The organism is Methylomonas stagni (assembly GCF_050154735.1).
Taxonomy (GTDB): domain Bacteria; phylum Pseudomonadota; class Gammaproteobacteria; order Methylococcales; family Methylomonadaceae; genus Methylomonas; species Methylomonas koyamae_A.
In genome coordinates, this window is sequence record NZ_CP189557.1 from 3,804,833 (window position 1) to 3,822,877 (window position 18,045).

Below are 18,045 nucleotides of genomic sequence, written 5' to 3' on the forward strand. Positions count from 1 at the left end.
GCCGGCGGCCATGAAAATTGCGATTCTGTCCCGCGACGCCACTCTGTATTCCAGTGTGCGTCTGGTCGAGGCCGCCACGGCGCGCGGACATCAGGCCAGGGTGTTCGACCCGACCCATTGCTATATGAACATCACCTCGATGAAGCCGTCTATCCATTATATGGGTGAGGATTTGTTGAGTTACGATGCGGTGATTCCGCGCATCGGCGCGTCGATCACCTTTTACGGCACGGCGGTATTGCGCCAGTTCGAGGTGATGAACACGTTCACGTTGAATAACTCGGCGGCGATCAGCCGTTCCCGCGACAAACTGGCATCCAGCCAATTATTGGCCCGCAAAGGTATCGATCTGCCGATTACCGCGTTCGCGCACAATCCCGACAATATCGAAGACCTGATCGCCGAAGTCGGCGGCGCGCCGCTGGTGATTAAATTGGTGGAAGGCTCGCAAGGCATCGGCGTGGTGCTGGCCGAAACGCATAACGCCGCGCATAGCGTGATTCAGGCCTTTATGGGTTTGAACGCCAACATCATGGTGCAGGAATTTATCCAGGAAGCGGCCGGCAGCGACATTCGCTGTTTTGTCATCGGCGAAAAGGTGGTGGCGGCGATGAAACGCCAAGGCCGCGAAGGCGAGTTCCGCTCCAATCTGCATCGCGGCGGCAGCGCCAGCGTGGTCCGGCTGACGCCGCAAGAACGCGCCACCGCGGTCGGCGCTGCGAAAGTGATGGGTTTGGATGTCTGCGGCGTGGATTTGCTGCGTTCCAAGCGCGGACCGTTGGTGATGGAAGTCAATTCCTCGCCGGGGCTGGAAGGTATCGAAAAAACCTGTGGTAAGGACATCGCCGGCTTGATGATCGAATATATCGAAAAAAACGCCAAAAAAAGCCGGCATAAGTTCGGCTGTTTACTGGGTCAGCGGAACGAAGCGGTAGCCGCGATCCGTTTGCCAGGACAAATACACGTCCCGGTCGTCTCCGATCAGAAAGGCGTCATCGGCCTTGCCTGTCGTGGTTGCCAAGGTTTCTGCCGGCGACCAGCTTTCGCCGGAATCGCCCGAGTGCAGGTGCCTCACTATATTCCGATTGCCGTCGAATTCGGACCAAACCACCCAAACTTGTCGGTCTTTGGCTAGCACCTGGGGGTGTTTGGCGCCGGCGCCGCCAAATGGATACGGCGGGGAAAAGTCTCGGCCCTGATTGATCGAGCGGGTATAAAACAGGCCCGGCCGGGATTCGGTGCCGCTAAACCAGACCACATGATAGGCACCGTCGTCGATGGACAGCGCCGGGCCGTGGTGAGGACAGGCGTCGATTTTCCAGTTTGCGTTTTCGACGCGCTTGACGGGGCCAGGCGTGTCCCAGTCTACGAATTTGTCGATGGCGTGATCGCGGATGCCGCCGTCGAAAACATGCCGCCAAAGGACTACCGGCAGATTGTCGCTGTCGATCTCGGTACCCAGACGGCAGCATTCGCAACTGTGAGGGGCCAGTATCCGGTTGGGTTGAAAGCTTTGTCCGCCGTCCCTCGACCAAGTGAAATAGACCGCCGAGCCGTCGAAGGGCCGATTTTCGGCTTTGGCCTTGTCCTTATCGCGAGCGTCCAGCCATGCGATGAAGACTTCGCCATTTTGCCCAACCGCAAGGCTGTCGAAGCGGTGGCCGGTGATATTGGGATCGTCGTTGATCGTGACCGGTTTGCTAAAACTTCGCCCGCCATCGTTGGAACGAGAAAATCGAATGTGCCCGCTATGGCGTTTTTCCAGATTTTGAGTCCAAGTCACGAATAAATTGCCTTGTCGATCGGCTTTGATTTTAGGCCGATATTCGCCGTGCGAGGCGACGGCTTCCGGTTCGGCATTGACCCGCGATGGCTCGGAGAAGTGCTGGCCTTTGTCGGTCGAGGATTGTAAATAAACGTGCTTGTCGTTGGCCCAGACGATCCAAAGCGTGCCGTCGGCGTCGAAGGTCGGCGTGACGGTATCCGAGCAAGCGCGATGGGGTGTCGGTGCCGGGCAAGCCGGCGCCTGATCGGCGGGCGATGCTTCGGCCAAGGTTGGCGATTCGGTCGACAGCGGTTGTTCGGCGCAGCCATTAAATAGCCAAAGCGCCGCGATTGCAAAAACAAAGGTTTTTTTCATGAGGTGAAGTGTTTAGCCGGCGCTCCGGTCGTGCTTCCGGAAGTCGGCGGCGGTTGTCGGGCGGGGCTGTTTCCAATAGCCCCGCTGTTTCGGGTCCGGGCCGCTGGGTAGCGGACATCGGCTGTTCGGTGGCGGGTTTGCCGTCTAGAACTTGTAGCCGATTTGAGCAAAGAATGTCCGTTGCGGCAACGGATGGTTAAAGAAGGCTTGATAGTCGTTGATATTATCGACCCCCGCCGAGATATGTCCGGCATTGTTGAAGCGGTAAGTGGCTTTCAGATCGACGTAGACCGATTCGGTAAAGGCCGCGTAATAGGGCAATTGCAGATCCTTGTTGTCGAGCTGGGCGTACATTCTGCCTTGGTAGCGGGTACCGACCGAAAAGTCCCAGTCTTTGCCGTAGTGGTAGGTCGTTAACAGGTTGGCTCGATAGTCAGGTAGCAGCGGAAAGCTCTTGCTGACGTAATTGACGTTGGCATCGTTCTTCAGAATTTTCGAATTCAAAATCGTCGTATCCAGTTTGATGTCGAAATTCGAGTCGAATACCCGGTCTTGGTTGATTGTCAAATCGATACCGTTAATTTCCACTTCGTCGATTGACGCCAACAGGCTGCTGAAGTTGCTGGCGTTCAGGTTCAAGCCGCCCGGCCCGAAGGTAGCGGGGTCTTGAGCGATCAATAACGAGTTGGAGATCGTCGAACTGTAAATGGCGTTGCGCACGTTTTCATGGAACAGATTCAAGCGGATATACCCGTTATTGAAATCGTACTCCCCCATCAGGTTGTGGTGGGTTCCGTCTTCCGGCTTCAATAGCGAATTGGCCAGACTGACGCTACCCCTCAAACTGTTCGAGTTGTCGAACAATTCGCCCACCAGCGGAAACCGGTAGGCTTTGGCGACCGAGTAGCGGAATTTCCAGCGGCCCGGTTCGTAGCCCAACGAGAATTTTGGCGACCATGTCGATGCTTGACGGTCCCGTGGCGAGTAATTATTGTTGCCGGACAAATAAATGCCGTCCGACACGTTCCAACGTTCCAATCGGCTGCCGAATGTGGCGTCCCAGTCCTGGATAAACCGCCATGACAGTTGGCCGAACAGGCCGTAGGTGTCGGTCGCGCCGCCGCTACGCAAGGTTAGCCGATCGCGGTTGGTGGCCGTATAGTTGCTGGTACTGTATTGGCTGGTGAACATTTTGGCGTGTTGATATTCCATGCCGGTCGAAAACGACAGGTCTTCGCGATCGAAGAACTTTTGGTTGTCGAATTTCGTTGAAATATTGACCCAGCCCATGCTGTCGACATCGCTGATTTGGCCGGCATTGGTATTGTTGGGGTCGCTGGGATTCAAGGACGAGGAGATCGTCTGGTCGTGCAGGACGTCAAAATAACTGACGTGGGTGTCGGTGTTCCAATTGCCGAATAGCTGGCCTTTCAAGCCGCCACCTAGCGTTAGAGTTTGCCGATTTTGTTGGCTGGCGCCGAAATTGGTCCCGACCGGGACGATCCGTAAGCCGTTGTAGTTGTAAGTCGTGCTGCCGTTACCGTAGACCGGCGTACCGTCGGCCTTGCGCAGATAAGTTTGGCCAACGCTGGTGACGTCCAGATTTTCGAAAGCGACGGTGAACAAAGCGTCGAGTTGCGGATTGATTTGATAGCCGCCTTTCCATTTGTACAAATCGTCCACCGAATGCACGACACCGCTGTCGCCATAGGATAGTCGAGGCTGGCCGGCATAACCGCCTTGGTTGGCCTGATTTCCGACGGCTCGGGGATTGCGCTCGAGATAGGCGCCGCTGACCGATCCGGCTCCGGAGGTGTAGGCTCTTAGCGCGCCGCCGTTGGCACCGGACGTATTCGAGTAGTTATAGGTGGTCATCGGCTGGCCTTCGTTCTCTAAATGGTTGTAAGAGAAGTAGCTGCTGAAGTCGCCGAACTTATCGCCGTAAGAGCCGAAGGTCCGGAATCCTTGCAGGTTTTTGCTGGTGCCTTCGAACTGATAGGGTTGGAAGATATAGGTTGCCTCGGTATAGACCTCGCGCTTTTGCGGTAGCAGAGTATTGAAGTTGATCACGCCGCCCATGGCGTTGCCGCTGTATTCGGCGGAGAACGGTCCCGATAGAATATCGACCGATTTGATTTCGCCCGGACCGATCAATCCCCAGCGCGGCGAGCCGTTGAACGAATATTGCAAGGCGTTCCAGATTGGCATGCCATCCATAAATACCATGACCCGGCCGCCTTGGTAAGGATTGGAGCCGCGCATGCCGACCGGTGCATTCGGATCGCCGATATAACGTTGTCTGACGAATACGCCGGATTCGAATTTGATTGAATCGGAGGTGGTGACGGCGTTGGTCTCGGCGATGTCTTTCTTGGAGATTTTGGTTTTAGGCGTTGATAGGTCGGTTTTCGAGGGCTTTTCCGGGCGGCCGTCTTCGGAATCTTCCGAAACGATAACATCGGCTAGTGTGTTGTCCTTGGATTCCGCCGCTTGCAAATTATGCGATGAATGCAGGATGGTGGGTAGTGCCAGTAGCAATGATGTCTTTTTTATGGTTTCTCGCATGTCGAGTGTTCCTTGAAAATAAAATTGGCTCGCCAAGGCCGGACGGAAGCGTGTTCGCCCGGTTTTGGGAATAGCGTTGCGCGAGCAATTTTGGAGCCTGTAATTCAAGGCAATGATAAATAAATGGTTTTATTCGGGAGGGAGCCAATATTTAAATAAACTATGTTATATAAAATATTAATGGCTGGCAGTATCTGGGAAATCACCGAAAATGGACTGCGGCGGGGTCCGGCAGATTGGCGGTTATTAAGCCGTTGAAGCCAAATCTGCGATAGCGCTCAAACAATTTTCGGCAATTCAGGCGAACCGTGACGCTTGAGATTCTTGGTCGCAAAATGGTGGCGGCAAATGATTTTAAAACTATGTTATTTGACGGAGTTTTACTCCGTATTGCCGAGGAAATGATGAAAATACTTAGATGGCTGGTTTGGGTTGTGTGCGTGCTGGCCGGCTGGCATTCGGCTGTTGCCGATGAGATAGCGTTAAAGCCGTTTCGGATCGATAGCTATCGGCAAATTCTTGCCGAGTCCGCGCACGCGCCGTTGTTGTTGGCGATTTGGTCGGTGGATTGTCCGTCCTGCCTGAAAGACATGAAGAACTTAAGGGCGCTGCACGAAAAACATCCGGAGCTGAAGATCGTCATGCTCGCGGTCGACGACGGCGAGGCTTTGCCGGAGATACGCAGAATCATTGGCGATGAGCGTCTGGCGGCGCTGGATAACTGGGTGTTCGCCGACGAAAATCCGGAAAAATTGCGTTATGAAATCGATCCGGCGTGGTTCGGGGAATTGCCTAGAACCTATTTCTTCGATGCGGCCCATCGGCGAACAGGTAAGAGCGGTGCCTTAACGATGGATGAGTTCGAGGCCGAACTCGCCAAGTTAAAGCACTAGGTCTTAGGCAATGCTTGGTTTGGCGCTTTATTGCTCGACGGTGACGAAGGCCAGTTTGGAAATACCGGCATGTTGCACCGTTGCCATCACTTCGGCGACTTTACCGTAGTTAACGCCTTGGTCCGCGTAGATGTGGATCACGATGTCGGGATTGGCGGCTAATTCGCCCTGCAACGTGGTCTCCAATCCAGCCAAGTCGGCGATCGGGTTTTTGTTCAGCGTGACGCCGCCCTGCGCGTCGATGCCGAGTTGCATCGGTTGTTTTTCGGTGTCCGGCGTGGTCGAGGCGGTTTTGGGTAGCGCCACATTGACCGATTGCGTTAACAGCGGCGCGGTGACCAGCAGGATGATCACCAGTACCAACATGACGTCGACCAGCGGCGTGACGTTGATTTCGCTAACGGCTTCGTCTTCTTCGGAATTGGTTTTAAAGCCCATCGATTACTCCTTGTCTTTGGCGTTGTCGCCGAACGCGATATGCAGGAAACCGTCCACGAAATTTTCCAGTGAGGCGCGGTGATGCTTAGCCCGGCGCATGAAAAAATTGTAGGCCAATACGGCCGGAACCGCTACGGCGATACCGATCGCGGTGGCGATTAGCGCGTCGCCGATCGGACCGGCGACCACGTCCAGACTGGCCGAGCCGCTGGCGCTGATGTCGTGCATTGCGTGCATGATGCCCAACACTGTGCCGAATAAGCCGACGAACGGCGCGGTGCTGCCGATACTGGCCAGCATCGTCAGTCCGCTTTCCATTTTGCGCTGTTCCATCTGGGTTTGGTGCCGCAAGGTTTGCTCCAGCAAGTCTTGCGGCGAGCCGCGGAATCGCAAGCTTGCGCAAGTCTCGGGATGGCTCATTTCAGCCAGCCAAGTAAAGCCGCAGGTTGCGACACGCGCCTTAGGGCCGCGCAACTTTTCGGCTGGCAATTGCTGGGCGGCGGATAGATCGGCGGAGTCCCAAAACGCTTCGTTGAATTGCTTGTTGTAATAGTTGTTTTTAGCGAACTGCCAGATTTTGAAAAAATCAAAGTCCAGGTTATCAACGAAAACGCCAGCAACGTATACAACGTGGCGTCGATAACCAATTCCGGGGCTATATGGTAGGGCATTAATTTCTCCGTTTTTATTCACGCAATGTAAAGATGATGGGGACGATCACCGAGCTGGCTACCGGTGTTTCGCCGCGTTTGGCAGGGATGAATTTCCATTGTTTGACCGCTTCGACCGCCGAGTCGTCCAAAACCTCGTGACCGCTGCTGTGCTCCACCGCCACGGCATCGGCCAAGCCTTCGGCGGACACTTGCACTTTCAGCAAGACCTTTCCTTGCCAGCCCCGACTTTTGGCGATCATCGGATATTCCGGCTTGGGATTATGAGCGTAGTTAGCCCGAAAATTGGCTTCGGTAAAGGGCTCGGCCTGAGTAGCGGTACTGGTGGTTTGCGTCACCGACGGCGACGGATTGGCCGGTGCGGTCACTGGCGTCGGCTGGGTTTCGGCCGCCGCTTCGCTGGGCGCGTACTCCGGTGCTTTTTGCACGATGGGTGGCGCCTTTTTGGGCAGCGGCTTGGGTTTGGGCTTGGGTTTGATTTCGGGCGGTTTTTTCTCGGGAGGCGCCGGGGCGGGCGGTGGCGGCGCCACGCTGGGTTTGGGCGCCGAGATCGCGATCATCGACACTTCCATCATCAGCGGTTGCGCTTGCGTCAAGGCTTCCACAGGCTGCAACAGTTGTCGCAAGCCCCAAACATGAACCAGCAGTACCAACACGCTCAGCAAACTCAGCATATTGGAAGGCTTTTCCTCGCCCAGCAATGTTCGCCAAATCGAAGTTCTCGCCTCCCGCGGAGATGGTCCCGTGCCGCCAAAGTTTGCTAGCGGGCTGATCTGCAAAGCCTCTTCGTGGGTTTTAAATAAATACATGAATGCAATGAGTGCTGGAAGGTATGCAGGTTCTAAATTCGATCTTACATTGTAAGTTATTTGCCGGTCCGGGATGAACTTCGCTTCATCTGCGAGTTAGTCATTCCCTGGAAAACAGCCTCATTAACATAAGACGATTCAGAAAATAAAATCCCCACCAAAGAATTGCGATTGCGGTCAATTCTGGGTTATGTGGCATAATTTCAACAGCTTTTCGCTTGCATCCAACACTCGCCATGCCTTCGAAACACCCATTCCCCCCAAGGAAAAACTTTCTACTCTCGCGCTAAGCGCTATCGGCGTGGTGTTTGGCGATATCGGCACGAGTCCGCTTTACGCGATGAAAGAGGTGTTTCACGGCGGCTTGCCAACCGATACCGAACATGTGCTCGGGGTGTTGTCGCTGATCTTTTGGTCGCTGACACTGGTCGTCAGCACCAAATATGCCACGTTTATCATGCGGGCCGACAATCGCGGCGAAGGCGGCATCATGGCCTTGATGGCGCTGGCGCTGCGAGGCGCCAGAAACGATCCGCGCCGTAAGGGATTCATCGTCACGCTGGGTTTGCTTGGCGCCTCGTTGTTTTACGGCGATAGCATTATTACGCCGGCAATCTCGGTGTTGGGTGCGGTGGAGGGCTTAAAGGTCATCGCGCCCCGTTTACACGAATACGTCGTGCCGGCCGCGATCGCGGTATTGAGCTTGTTGTTCATTTTGCAAGTCAAGGGTACCGGCGTCGTCGGCCGCTTGTTCTCGCCGATCATGTGCGCTTGGTTCGCCACCCTGGCATTGCTGGGCATCGTCAATATCGGTAGCGCCCCCGAAGTCTTGATGGCGATCAATCCCTTTCATGCCCTGCATTTGTTGGTAGAGATCGGCTGGAAGGGCTTTTTGATCATGGGAGCCATCGTGTTGGTCATCACTGGCGCTGAGGCCTTGTATGCCGACATGGGGCATTTCGGTTTGAAGCCGATACGTTGCGCATGGTTCTTCGTGGTGTTTCCGGCGCTGATGCTGAATTATTTTGGTCAGGGCGCCTTGCTGATCAGCGATCCGTCGGCGATACGCAATCCGTTTTATCTGTTGGCGCCGAATTGGGCGCAATATCCGCTGCTGATTTTGTCGACGCTGACGACGGTGATCGCTTCGCAGGCCGTGATTTCCGGCGCGTTTTCGGTGACCCGGCAGGCGATACAACTCGGTTATTGCCCACGGATGACCGTGCGGCATACCTCCGGCTATGAAATGCGCCAGGTTTACGTGCCGGCCATCAACGGCTTGATGGCGGTTTGCGTGTTCGTGCTGGTGTTAAGTTTTAAATCGGCTTCGGCGTTGGCTTCCGCTTACGGCATCGCCGTGACAGGTACCATGATCGTCGATACGGTTCTGGCCTTCATCGTCATTCAGGGCTTGTGGCGTTGGAATCGCCCTACTAGCATCGCATTTCTGTCGATTTTCCTGTCGGTGGATTTGTTGTTCTTGGCGTCCAACAGCTTGAAGATTCCGACCGGCGGCTGGCTGCCGCTGGTGGTGGGCGCAATATTGTTCTTGGTGATGACGACTTGGATCAAGGGGCGCGAATTACTGGCCAAATATCTCGAAGATCGGCGGGTGTTGTTCGAAGAACTGGAAGAACGGTTGAAGACCCAGCCGCCGGTGACGGTGCCCGGCACCGCGATTTACATGGCCCGCAGCATGCACGGGGTTCCGCAAGTTTTGTTGCACAATTTGGAGCACAACCGGGTGTTGCACGAGAAGATCATCGTGTTGACGATCGTGACCACCGAAGAGCCTTACGTCGACGAATCTCATCGCGTAAAAATCAGGGCGTTCGGCCATAACCGCAGTTTTTACCGAGTGAAGCTCTATTTCGGTTTTCAGGAGGAACAGGATGTGCGCCGCGCTTTGCAACTGTGTTGCCATGAAGGTTTGGACATCAACCAAAAGACCGTGTCGTTTTTCATTGGTAGCGAGCGCTTGTCGTTCCGCCGTAAGAGCCCGATGCCTAAATGGCGCCGTTCCTTATTCAGTTTCCTGACTCATAACTCGACCAGTGCGATCGAGTATTTCAAAATCCCCGTCGAGCGCGTGATCGAGTTAGGCATTCGCATAGAACTCTAAGCGACTAAATCCCGTTGGCCGAGGCCCGGCTAACGTCGGGTCGCTGCTTTCCCAAGCGATGATTCTCAATGGCGGCGTTCGCCGTGTTCGTGATGGCGATGATGTTCGCTGCCGGCGGCATTGGCGGTAGGCCCGCCGCTGAAATCGTGTCTTGTCTCGGTCTCGCTCCGATGGCCGCGTTCCCCCCAGCCCTCGCTTCCGTGCGACTCGTGGTGCCCCACCCCGCCATGCCAGTTACTCTCGTGATGTTCGTGGTTTCCGGAATTCGATTCGCGTCGCTCATGGTGCTCATGGCGATCCCTATCGTGATGATCGCGGTAGTGGCCGGGTTGAATGTAATAGGTGCCGTAGTTGAATTGCGTGCCGGGAGAGTAATAACCGCTACCGTAACCCTGATAGGGCTGATACACGCCGTAACTGGAGCCATACCCGTAACCGGTGTAGCCACGTTGGTAATAACCCGTCGCACAACCCGACAGGGTGAACGCGGCAATCGCCAGTATCGTGACTTGCAAGGTTTTCATACGGTGCCTCTGGGCTGTTCGCTCGATTGATTTGAGTGGGTTCCAGAGTAGCCGCGTCCCCTTAATGGCCGCTTAATCGCCGCGAACCGGTCGCTTCGATTGAACGTCTTATTTCTAAGCAACGTCCAGAAAGTGGACGCTAATTCCGCTGTATTGGCGCTGGCTTCGGCGGCTTTCAAATTATTGATTCAGATCAAAAAAATTGCTTTTGTTCAAGTTGGTACGCTGCTTGCACTATTAGGCACCGAGGCCTGCGCCGCCCCGCAGATGAAAGCACTTCAAGACGACGAAAAGCACCCCGCCGATCGGCGCCGGCCTCGATCAAACCTATAACAGTACAATGAGGAATCAACATGGCTATAAGTGCAGCAACAAAAGCCGCAACCGATGCCTTGGCCGTCAATCGCGCGCCAACCAGCGTCAACGCCCAGGAAGTCCATCGGTGGTTGCAAAGTTTCACTTGGGACTTTGACAAAAATCGCACCAAGTATCCTACCAAGTACAAAATGGCGAATGAAACCAAGGAACAGTTCAAGCTGATCGCCAAGGAATACGCCAGAATGGAGTCGGTCAAGGACGAGCGCCAGTTCGGCAGTTTGCAAGACGTGCTGACTCGTTTGGACGCGGGCAATCGGGTGCATCCGAAATGGGGCGAAACCATGAAAGTCGCTTCCAACTTCTTGGAAGTGGGCGAATACAATGCGATCGCCGCGACCGGCATGCTGTGGGATTCGGCTTCCGCGCCCGAGCAAAAAAACGGCTACTTGGCTCAGGTGTTGGATGAAATTCGCCACACCAACCAATGCGGTTACGTAAACTACTACTTCAGCAAGCATTTCCACGATCCCGCCGGCCATAACGATGCACGCCGGACTCGTACCATCGGCCCGCTGTGGAAAGGTATGAAGCGGGTGTTCTCCGACGGCTTTATCTCCGGTGACGCCGTCGAGTGCTCGGTTAACCTGCAATTGGTCGGCGAGGCTTGCTTCACCAATCCGTTGATCGTCGCGATCACCGAATGGGCGGCGGCCAACGGCGACGAAATTACCCCGACCGTGTTCCTGTCGATCGAAACCGACGAGTTGCGCCACATGGCCAACGGTTATCAAACCGTGGTGTCCATCGCCAACGACGCGGCGGCTTCCAAATATCTGAACACCGATTTGAACAACGCGTTCTGGACCCAACAAAAATACTTCACGCCGGTATTGGGTATGTTGTTTGAGTACGGCTCGAAATTCAAAGTCGAGCCTTGGGTCAAAACCTGGAACCGCTGGGTTTACGAAGACTGGGGTGGCATCTGGATCGGCCGTCTAGGCAAATATGGTGTCGAATCGCCACGCAGTTTGCGCGATGCGAAAAAAGACGCGTATTGGGCTCACCACGACCTGTTCCTGTTGGCCTATGCCTTGTGGCCCACCGGTTTCTTCCGCTTGACGCTGCCGACCGCCGAAGAAGCGGACTGGTTCGAAGCCAACTATCCAGGCTGGTACGACCAATACGGCAAAATCTACGACGAGTGGCGCGCGCGCGGTTGCGAAGATCCGAACAGCGGCTTTATTCCGTTGATGTGGTTCATCGAAAACAACCATCCGATCTATATCGACCGCGTTTCGCAAGTACCGTTCTGCCCTTCATTGTGCAAAGGCGCCAGCACGCTGAGAGTCCACGAGTACAACGGCAAAAAACATTCGTTTAGCGACGAATGGGGCGAGCGGATGTGGTTGAGCGAACCGGAGCGTTACGAGTGCCAAAACATGTTCGAACAATACGCGGGGCGCGAATTGTCCGAAGTAATCGCCGAACAGCACGGCGTGCGTAGCGACGGTAAAACCTTGATCGCCCAACCGCACACCAACAAAAACGGCAAGTTGTGGACCTTGGACGACATCAAAAAGCTGAACTGCGTGTTTAAAGACCCGTTGGACGCTCTGTAAACGTCGTTCTTACCACTATCTTAGGAGACAGCTCAATGTCTGTACAAGTACAACAAGGAAAACGCGGATTGACCGATCCGGAAATGGTCAAAGAAATTCTGGAAGCCATTCCCGATCAGCCGCTGGATACACAACGTAAGATGAACTACTTCGTTAAGCCGCGCGGTCGCCGGCTGACCGAATACGAAGTATTGACCTGCTATGCGCAACCTACCCCGGACTGGATTCCCGGGGGTTGGACTGGGGCGATTGGACTCAAAAATTCCACGGCGGCCGTCCGTCCTGGGGTAACGAGACTACTGAACTGCATTCCACCGACTGGCACAAACACCGCGATCCCGCTAAACGTTGGCACGCACCGTACGTGAAAGACAAAGCGGAGGAATGGCGTTACACCGATCGTTTCCTGCTGGCGTATTCATCCGAAGGTCAAGTGCGCTCGATCGACCCCGTTTGGCGCGACGAAGTATTGAACGACTATCTCGGCGCGTTTTGCTTCAACGAGTACGGTTTGTTCAACGCGCATTCCTCGGCGTCCCGCGACTGCCTGGGCGATACCTTGCGGATGAGTATCGCGATGATCGGCTTCGATAAAGTCGATAACGCGCAAATGATCCAATTGGAAAGAACCTTTTTGGCGAAATTGGTGCCCGGATTTCCTGAATCCACCGACGAACCGAAACGCGAATGGACGCAAGGGGCCATCTACAAAGGTGCGCGCGAAACGGTTCAGGACATCTGGCAAGCCACGTACGACTGGAACGAAATCCTGTGGTCTTGCCACATGGTTTACGACCCCTTGTTCGGCCAGTTCGTGCGTCGGGAGTTTTTCCAACGCCTGTCCTCCTACTACGGTGATACCTTGACGCCGTTTTTTATCAACCAAATGCAGTTGTATTTCTCGCAAACCAAGGGCATCACCTCCGACATGTTCTTCGAATGTCTAGGTGACGACGCTGAGTTCGGCGACTACAACCGCCGGATGATGCGGGCTTGGACCGACAAATGGTTGCCAAGAACGGTGCAAGCATTGCAGGATTTCATGGGCATTTTTACAAAAATCCCGACCATTCCCGGTGTGACCAGCAAGGATGCCGTTGAGGCTGCGTTAGAGCGGGTCTTCGACGACTGGAAACTCGATTATGCCGACAAAGTCAGCTACAAATTCGACAAAGCGGCCATTATCAAAACCATTCTGCAAGGCTTGAAATAAGGAGAGCAACATGTCAGTCAGTTCTAACGCGTACGGCGCCGGCATTATGGCTAAAACCGGCAAAGCTTTTGCCGACGAGTATTTCGCCGAAGAAAACCAAGTGGTGCATGAAAGCAACGAAGTGGTTCTGGTGCTGAAAAAATCCGACGAGATTAACATCGTCGTCGACGAAATCTTGCTGGGCGATCGCAAGGCCGACAATCCGACTTTAGTGGTCGAAGACCGCGCCGGCTACTGGTGGTTGAAAGCCACCGGCAAGATCGAAGTCGATTGCGAGGAAGTCTCGGAGTTGTTGGGTCGTCACTTCAGCGTCTATGACTTCCTGGTGGACGTTTCGTCCACGATCGGCCGTGCCTTTACCCTGGGCGAGAAATTCACCATCACTTCGGAGTTGATGGGCCTGGATCGTCAATTGGAAGACCTGAAATCATAGGAGTTTTTACCCATGGCAAATTACAACATTCATGACAACCCGGTTCGCGATGAATGGATCAAAAAAATCGGTTCGCTCAATACGCTGGCCAAAGGCGTGGAAATGCTTAACGAGTTTCGTCTCAAGTACACCACGCCGCTTCGTGCAAGCTATGATCTTGAACTCGATTGGGGTTGGATCGAGTGCAAGCTCGAGGAAAAAGTAGCCTTGTTGAAACACAAGGAGCTTAACGATCAGCAAATCCAAAACCAATGCGCCAACGGCGCCGATGCCCAGAAGGAAGCGGATGCGGTGCTTGCCAAAATGGCGGCCTGCACCGATAAATTCGCGGCGGAAAAAATCCATATTGGTTTCCGCCAAGCCTTCAAGCCGCCGATGATGCCGGTCAACGTATTCATGGATACCGACCGCATTCTCGGCACCAAGCTGATGGAGTTGCGTAACACCGACTATTACGAAATGTCTCTCGAAGATCTACGCAAAGTGCGTGGCGTCAGAGTCGTGACATTGCAATAGTCGGGCATCGAATTGTCGGCGAACGGGCCTTTATTCGTATGCGGGAGGCCCGTTCTCCGGCATGTTAGGGTTCCGCCATGGATGGCGGGCTCTTCTTTCCCCGGTTTTTTCGGTTGGGGCGCCGGATCGCGTCTCGGCTTATTCTCAATCTAACTCGATAGACAGTACGATGGATTTACTAGCCAATATCAAATCGGCGACGCCACCGCCGTTTCCGGACGCCTCCGCGCCGGTGACCAAGTTATACGATGTTGCCCCCTATACCGCATTCGGCGAAGACTTGGACTTCATGTGGCGCTGGACCATCTACCGCGACCGCAAGCTGGTGCAAGAAGGGTGCTCGTTGACGCTGGACGCCTCTCGCCGGGCAGTTGAGCACGTGATGGCGTTTTTCAATGTCTCTGCGGCGCGCGTCGGCCAGGGAGACGCTTAACATGATGCATAATGTCAAAATCATCACCGAGGACGGTGAATCGGTCGCCTTCGATTGCGGAGACGACGAAGATATCATCAGCGCCGGATTGCGCCAGGATATCTATCTGATGGCCTCATGTCGCGAGGGCGGTTGCGCGACCTGCAAGGGATTTTGTACCGAAGGCGATTACGAAATCGGTAAGGTCAGTGTCCAGGCCCTGCCGCCCGACGAGGCCGAAGAGGGTTTCGTATTGTTGTGCCGTTGTTTCCCGACGACTAATCTGGAAATCGAAGTGCCGTATACCTATGACCGGATTTCGTTTTCGCCGGAGGGTTTGGAATTCGACGCCGAAATTGTTGAATTGGCGCAGGTGTCCAGTAACGTTGTGAAATTGCGTTTGCAAAAGCTCGGTGACGATCAGCAAATTCGGCTGGATTCGGGACAGTACTACAACTTGGTCATTCCGGGTACGGAAATCAGTCGGTCTTATTCGCCGGCCAATACCGCCAACAATCGCGGCGAGTTGGAGTTTTTGATTCGTATCGTCGACAACGGTAAGTTTTCTTCCTATTTACAACAGGATGCCTATGTCGGCCAGACCATTCACGTAGTTGGGCCCTTGGGCGTGTTCGGATTGAAGGAAAACGGTTTTACGCCACGTTATTTCGTGGCCGGCGGTACCGGACTGGCACCGATCCTATCAATGGTACGCCGCATGCACGAATGGGAAGAACCTCAGCCCTGCGTGATCTATTTCGGCGTCAACACCGAGCAGGAAGTGTTCTACGGAGATCAGCTCCAGCAACTGGAACAAGCCATGCCGACCTTGTCGGTGCGTATTTGCGTTTGGAAGGCCAGCGACGGCTGGCATGGCGAGAAAGGCAGCGTCGTGGATATTTTACGCCGTGACTTGCAGGGTACCGGCGTCAAACCGGATTTGTATTTGTGCGGTCCGCCGGGCATGGTCGATGCCACTTACGCGGTCTGCGCCGAAGTCGGCATCCCGCGCGACAAAATCTACTTGGAAAAATTTTTGCCTAGCGCCGCTTGAATCCGATGAAAAGCGAAGATCAAGCGTTTATCAACGAAATGGTCATGGAATTGGAAGACAGCATTCGGGCGCTTGCCGCCGAAGAAATCCGTTTGGTTGCCAAGCTCGGCGACGAGCGCGTTGCCGAGTTGCTGGAGTACTGGGAAAGGCGCATGCCGCCCGAGGACGAGGAGGCCTTTCGATTGGCGCTGGACCATAACGACAAAAAACTGACTTGGGTTTGGCTGAGGCTGAAGCGGGCCAGATTGTCGCGGGCGCGGGCCGGTCAGGCGTTGATGAAAAACCGAACTTGATCGCCGCACTAGTTCCCAACCTTCCCCAAAGGCAAAAGGATACCTTTCTGAAAAGCTGTTCCGGACGAATGGCTTTTAGGGGGCGGTTTGGGTTTTAAGAACTTGGGTTAGCGCCCTCGCCGGCTCTCCCTTCGGGAGCAAGCCGATTTTGGCGGGGAGCGTTGGTCCGCCACCAGCATACGAGACTTATGAGTAAACAAATTATTTACAACCCCGAGGCCCGCTTGCGGATCATGCAAGGCATGGACACCGTGGCTAGGGCCGCGGCGGCAACGCTAGGCAGTTCCGGGCCGGCGGTACTGATTCAGCACCGTACCGATGGCATGCCGCCCATCTTTACTCGCGACGGGGTGACCGTCGCCAACTCGATCATTCTCGAAGACCGGGTTGCCGATCTCGGCGGGCGAATGCTGCGCGATGTCGCGGGATCCGTGTCGCGGCAAGTCGGCGACGGCACCACCACGGCGATCGTATTGGCTAGAGCGATCGCCGCTGAATGTTTGAAAAGCGTCGCGGCCGGCTTCCATCCACTGCAATTGCAAAAAGGCCTGGATCTGGCGCTGACGCTGGTTGAAATTGAATTGCGGCGCCGGGCATTGACAGACGTCACGCCGGAATGGATCGCCCGAATAGCGGCAGTCGCCAGCAAGGATGAGCCCGGCGTCGGCACATTGCTCAACCGAGCTTTCGCCGAATTGGGTCAAGATGGCCCCTTAACTTTTCAACTGGGTAACGGCCGGGACGACGAACTGGATATTGTCGAGGGTATTCGCTACGACCAGGGCTATTTGTCGCCCTATTTCGTGACCGACCGCAATCGGGCCACGGCGGAACTTGAGCGTCCTTACATCCTGCTCTGCGACCGGGAAATCGTCGACTTGATGGATTTGGTGCCCATCTTGGAACAAGTCGCCGACCAGCATCGTTCGTTACTAGTGATCGCCGACGATGTCCGCGACAACGCGTTGACCGGCATGCTGCTGAACCACATTCGCGGCGTGTTCAAAACTGTCGCGGTCAAGCCGCCCGGTTTTGGCGACCGCCGGCTGGAAAGATTGAACGACTTAGCCTTGTTGACAGGCGCCACGCCGGTCCTACAAAGCCACGGTACTCGGTTGGAAGATCTGACGTTGGCGCAACTGGGCCAGGCGGAGCGCGCAATCGTCGGCGCGGAAACAACTACCATACTGGCCGGTGCCGGTGATTCCGAAGCCGTCGCGCGGGTTGTGTCCGGCTTGCGTCAAGCGCTCGCGGACGTGCGCGCGCGCAAACCGGGCGACGGCTCCCCGACCGGCAATCAGCACGAAGCGGACGAGTTGGAAGAACGCATCGCGATGCTGTCCGGTAAAACCGGGGTGTTCAGCGTCGGAGGTGTTACCGACATCGAAATCAAGGAACGCATGGTCCGCATCGAAAACGCCTACAAGTCGGTGCAAGCGGCGCTGGAGGAAGGCGTCATGCCCGGCGGTGGTGCCGGGCTTGTCGCCGTCGCGGCGGTCTTGGACGAGGTCATCGCCGAGAATGCCGAACAACATCGCGGCGTGGCGATTTTGAGTCAGGCCTTATTCGCGCCGTTGCGACAAATACTCAGCAACGCCGGTCTGAATGGGGAAATCGTCGCGGCGGACTTACGCCGACACGCCGGCGAGAGTTACGCCTACGATACGCAGCGGCAACGCTTGGGTCCCTTCTTGGACATCGGCATCATCGATCCGGTGAAGGTAGTCCGTTTGGGATTACGTAATGCAGTGAGCATCGTTGGCACGTTAATGGCCAGCGAATCAGTGGTGATGGATGTGCCCGATCCCACCATTATGGCCGGCTATTCGCCGGAATGGGCCGCGGCGACTCGCGAGGACCCGCGCGCGTGATGCAACCTACCTCTTAAACCTCCTCTCTCGACTAGAGGATTCTCCGCTCCGGGAATCTTGCAACTCCGAGAACAGGCAATGTGACGTTATGTCGCATTGCCTCTTTTTTTATTTTGTTATGGTGCGCGTTCTACTCAAAACGAACGAAAAACAG

15 protein-coding genes and 3 pseudogenes are annotated in these 18,045 nt (G+C 55.1%); 12 read left to right on the forward strand and 6 right to left on the reverse strand.

Features of this window, described 5'->3' with window-relative positions; all coding sequences use genetic code 11:
- Nucleotides 1-10: 10 nt before the first annotated feature.
- Nucleotides 11-874, forward strand: a pseudogene (gene rimK, locus ACP4CD_RS17500) (30S ribosomal protein S6--L-glutamate ligase); the annotation flags it as partial.
- Nucleotides 875-907: 33 nt separating this feature from the next.
- On the opposite strand, the gene ACP4CD_RS17505 reads toward rimK, so the two are convergent.
- Nucleotides 908-2,140 (reverse strand): sialidase family protein, encoded by a 1,233-nt coding sequence (locus ACP4CD_RS17505; protein WP_071160746.1) that lies wholly within the window; start codon nt 2,138-2,140, stop codon nt 908-910.
- 144 nt (nt 2,141-2,284) lie between these two features.
- Entirely contained in the window at nt 2,285-4,705 is a 2,421-nt protein-coding gene (locus tag ACP4CD_RS17510; protein WP_071160745.1) for a TonB-dependent receptor, read from the reverse strand.
- A gap of 404 nt (nt 4,706-5,109) precedes the next feature.
- On the opposite strand from ACP4CD_RS17510, the gene ACP4CD_RS17515 reads away from it, so the two are divergent.
- Complete coding sequence (locus ACP4CD_RS17515; protein WP_426991847.1) at nt 5,110-5,598, forward strand: TlpA family protein disulfide reductase; 489 nt, start codon at nt 5,110-5,112, stop codon at nt 5,596-5,598.
- 27 nt (nt 5,599-5,625) lie between these two features.
- On the opposite strand, the gene ACP4CD_RS17520 is transcribed toward ACP4CD_RS17515, so the two are convergent.
- The 3 genes and pseudogenes from ACP4CD_RS17520 to ACP4CD_RS17530 form a co-directional block, all read right to left on the reverse strand.
- A complete protein-coding gene (locus ACP4CD_RS17520) occupies nt 5,626-6,036 on the reverse strand; it encodes an ExbD/TolR family protein (RefSeq protein ID WP_064028409.1) in 411 nt (136 codons plus the stop codon).
- A gap of 3 nt (nt 6,037-6,039) precedes the next feature.
- A pseudogene (locus ACP4CD_RS17525) lies at nt 6,040-6,707 on the reverse strand (MotA/TolQ/ExbB proton channel family protein).
- A gap of 14 nt (nt 6,708-6,721) precedes the next feature.
- A complete protein-coding gene (locus ACP4CD_RS17530; protein WP_064028405.1) occupies nt 6,722-7,516 on the reverse strand; it encodes an energy transducer TonB in 795 nt (264 codons plus the stop codon).
- A 190-nt stretch (nt 7,517-7,706) separates the two neighbouring features.
- Here ACP4CD_RS17530 and ACP4CD_RS17535 point away from each other — a divergent pair, with 190 nt between their 5' ends.
- Nucleotides 7,707-9,638: a potassium transporter Kup gene (locus ACP4CD_RS17535; protein ID WP_426991849.1), complete on the forward strand. Its 1,932-nt coding sequence runs from the start codon at nt 7,707-7,709 to the stop codon at nt 9,636-9,638.
- A 65-nt stretch (nt 9,639-9,703) separates the two neighbouring features.
- Here ACP4CD_RS17535 and ACP4CD_RS17540 read toward each other — a convergent pair whose 3' ends face one another.
- On the reverse strand, nt 9,704-10,162 hold the full coding sequence (locus tag ACP4CD_RS17540; RefSeq protein WP_071160744.1) for a hypothetical protein: 459 nt from the start codon (nt 10,160-10,162) through the stop codon (nt 9,704-9,706).
- Between the two features lie 99 nt (nt 10,163-10,261).
- On the opposite strand from ACP4CD_RS17540, the gene ACP4CD_RS17545 reads away from it, so the two are divergent.
- The 9 genes and pseudogenes from ACP4CD_RS17545 to groEL all read left to right on the forward strand — a co-directional run bounded on the left by ACP4CD_RS17545 (nt 10,262) and on the right by groEL (nt 17,891).
- Nucleotides 10,262-10,495, forward strand: coding sequence for a hypothetical protein (locus tag ACP4CD_RS17545; protein WP_139306385.1), 234 nt, complete (start codon nt 10,262-10,264; stop codon nt 10,493-10,495).
- Between the two features lie 20 nt (nt 10,496-10,515).
- Entirely contained in the window at nt 10,516-12,099 is a 1,584-nt protein-coding gene (gene mmoX, locus ACP4CD_RS17550; RefSeq protein ID WP_064028395.1) for an aromatic/alkene monooxygenase hydroxylase subunit alpha, read from the forward strand.
- A gap of 35 nt (nt 12,100-12,134) precedes the next feature.
- Nucleotides 12,135-13,312 (forward strand): annotated as a pseudogene (gene mmoY / locus ACP4CD_RS17555) (aromatic/alkene monooxygenase hydroxylase subunit beta).
- Between the two features lie 10 nt (nt 13,313-13,322).
- On the forward strand, nt 13,323-13,745 hold the full coding sequence (gene mmoB, locus ACP4CD_RS17560; protein WP_064028391.1) for a methane monooxygenase regulator MmoB: 423 nt from the start codon (nt 13,323-13,325) through the stop codon (nt 13,743-13,745).
- 12 nt (nt 13,746-13,757) lie between these two features.
- Nucleotides 13,758-14,261 (forward strand): aromatic/alkene monooxygenase hydroxylase subunit gamma, encoded by a 504-nt coding sequence (gene mmoZ, locus ACP4CD_RS17565; RefSeq protein WP_064028389.1) that lies wholly within the window; start codon nt 13,758-13,760, stop codon nt 14,259-14,261.
- A 169-nt stretch (nt 14,262-14,430) separates the two neighbouring features.
- Complete coding sequence (gene mmoD / locus ACP4CD_RS17570) at nt 14,431-14,694, forward strand: soluble methane monooxygenase-binding protein MmoD (protein ID WP_064028387.1); 264 nt, start codon at nt 14,431-14,433, stop codon at nt 14,692-14,694.
- Nucleotide 14,695: 1 nt separating this feature from the next.
- The gene (gene mmoC, locus ACP4CD_RS17575) at nt 14,696-15,727 is read left to right on the forward strand and encodes an aromatic/alkene monooxygenase hydroxylase FAD-binding subunit MmoC (RefSeq protein ID WP_231883651.1); all 1,032 of its coding nucleotides are present in this window, start codon (nt 14,696-14,698) and stop codon (nt 15,725-15,727) included.
- Nucleotides 15,728-15,732: 5 nt separating this feature from the next.
- A complete protein-coding gene (locus tag ACP4CD_RS17580; RefSeq protein WP_064028385.1) occupies nt 15,733-16,020 on the forward strand; it encodes a hypothetical protein in 288 nt (95 codons plus the stop codon).
- Nucleotides 16,021-16,208: 188 nt separating this feature from the next.
- A complete protein-coding gene (gene groEL / locus ACP4CD_RS17585; RefSeq protein ID WP_426991851.1) occupies nt 16,209-17,891 on the forward strand; it encodes a chaperonin GroEL in 1,683 nt (560 codons plus the stop codon).
- Nucleotides 17,892-18,045: the final 154 nt, after the last annotated feature.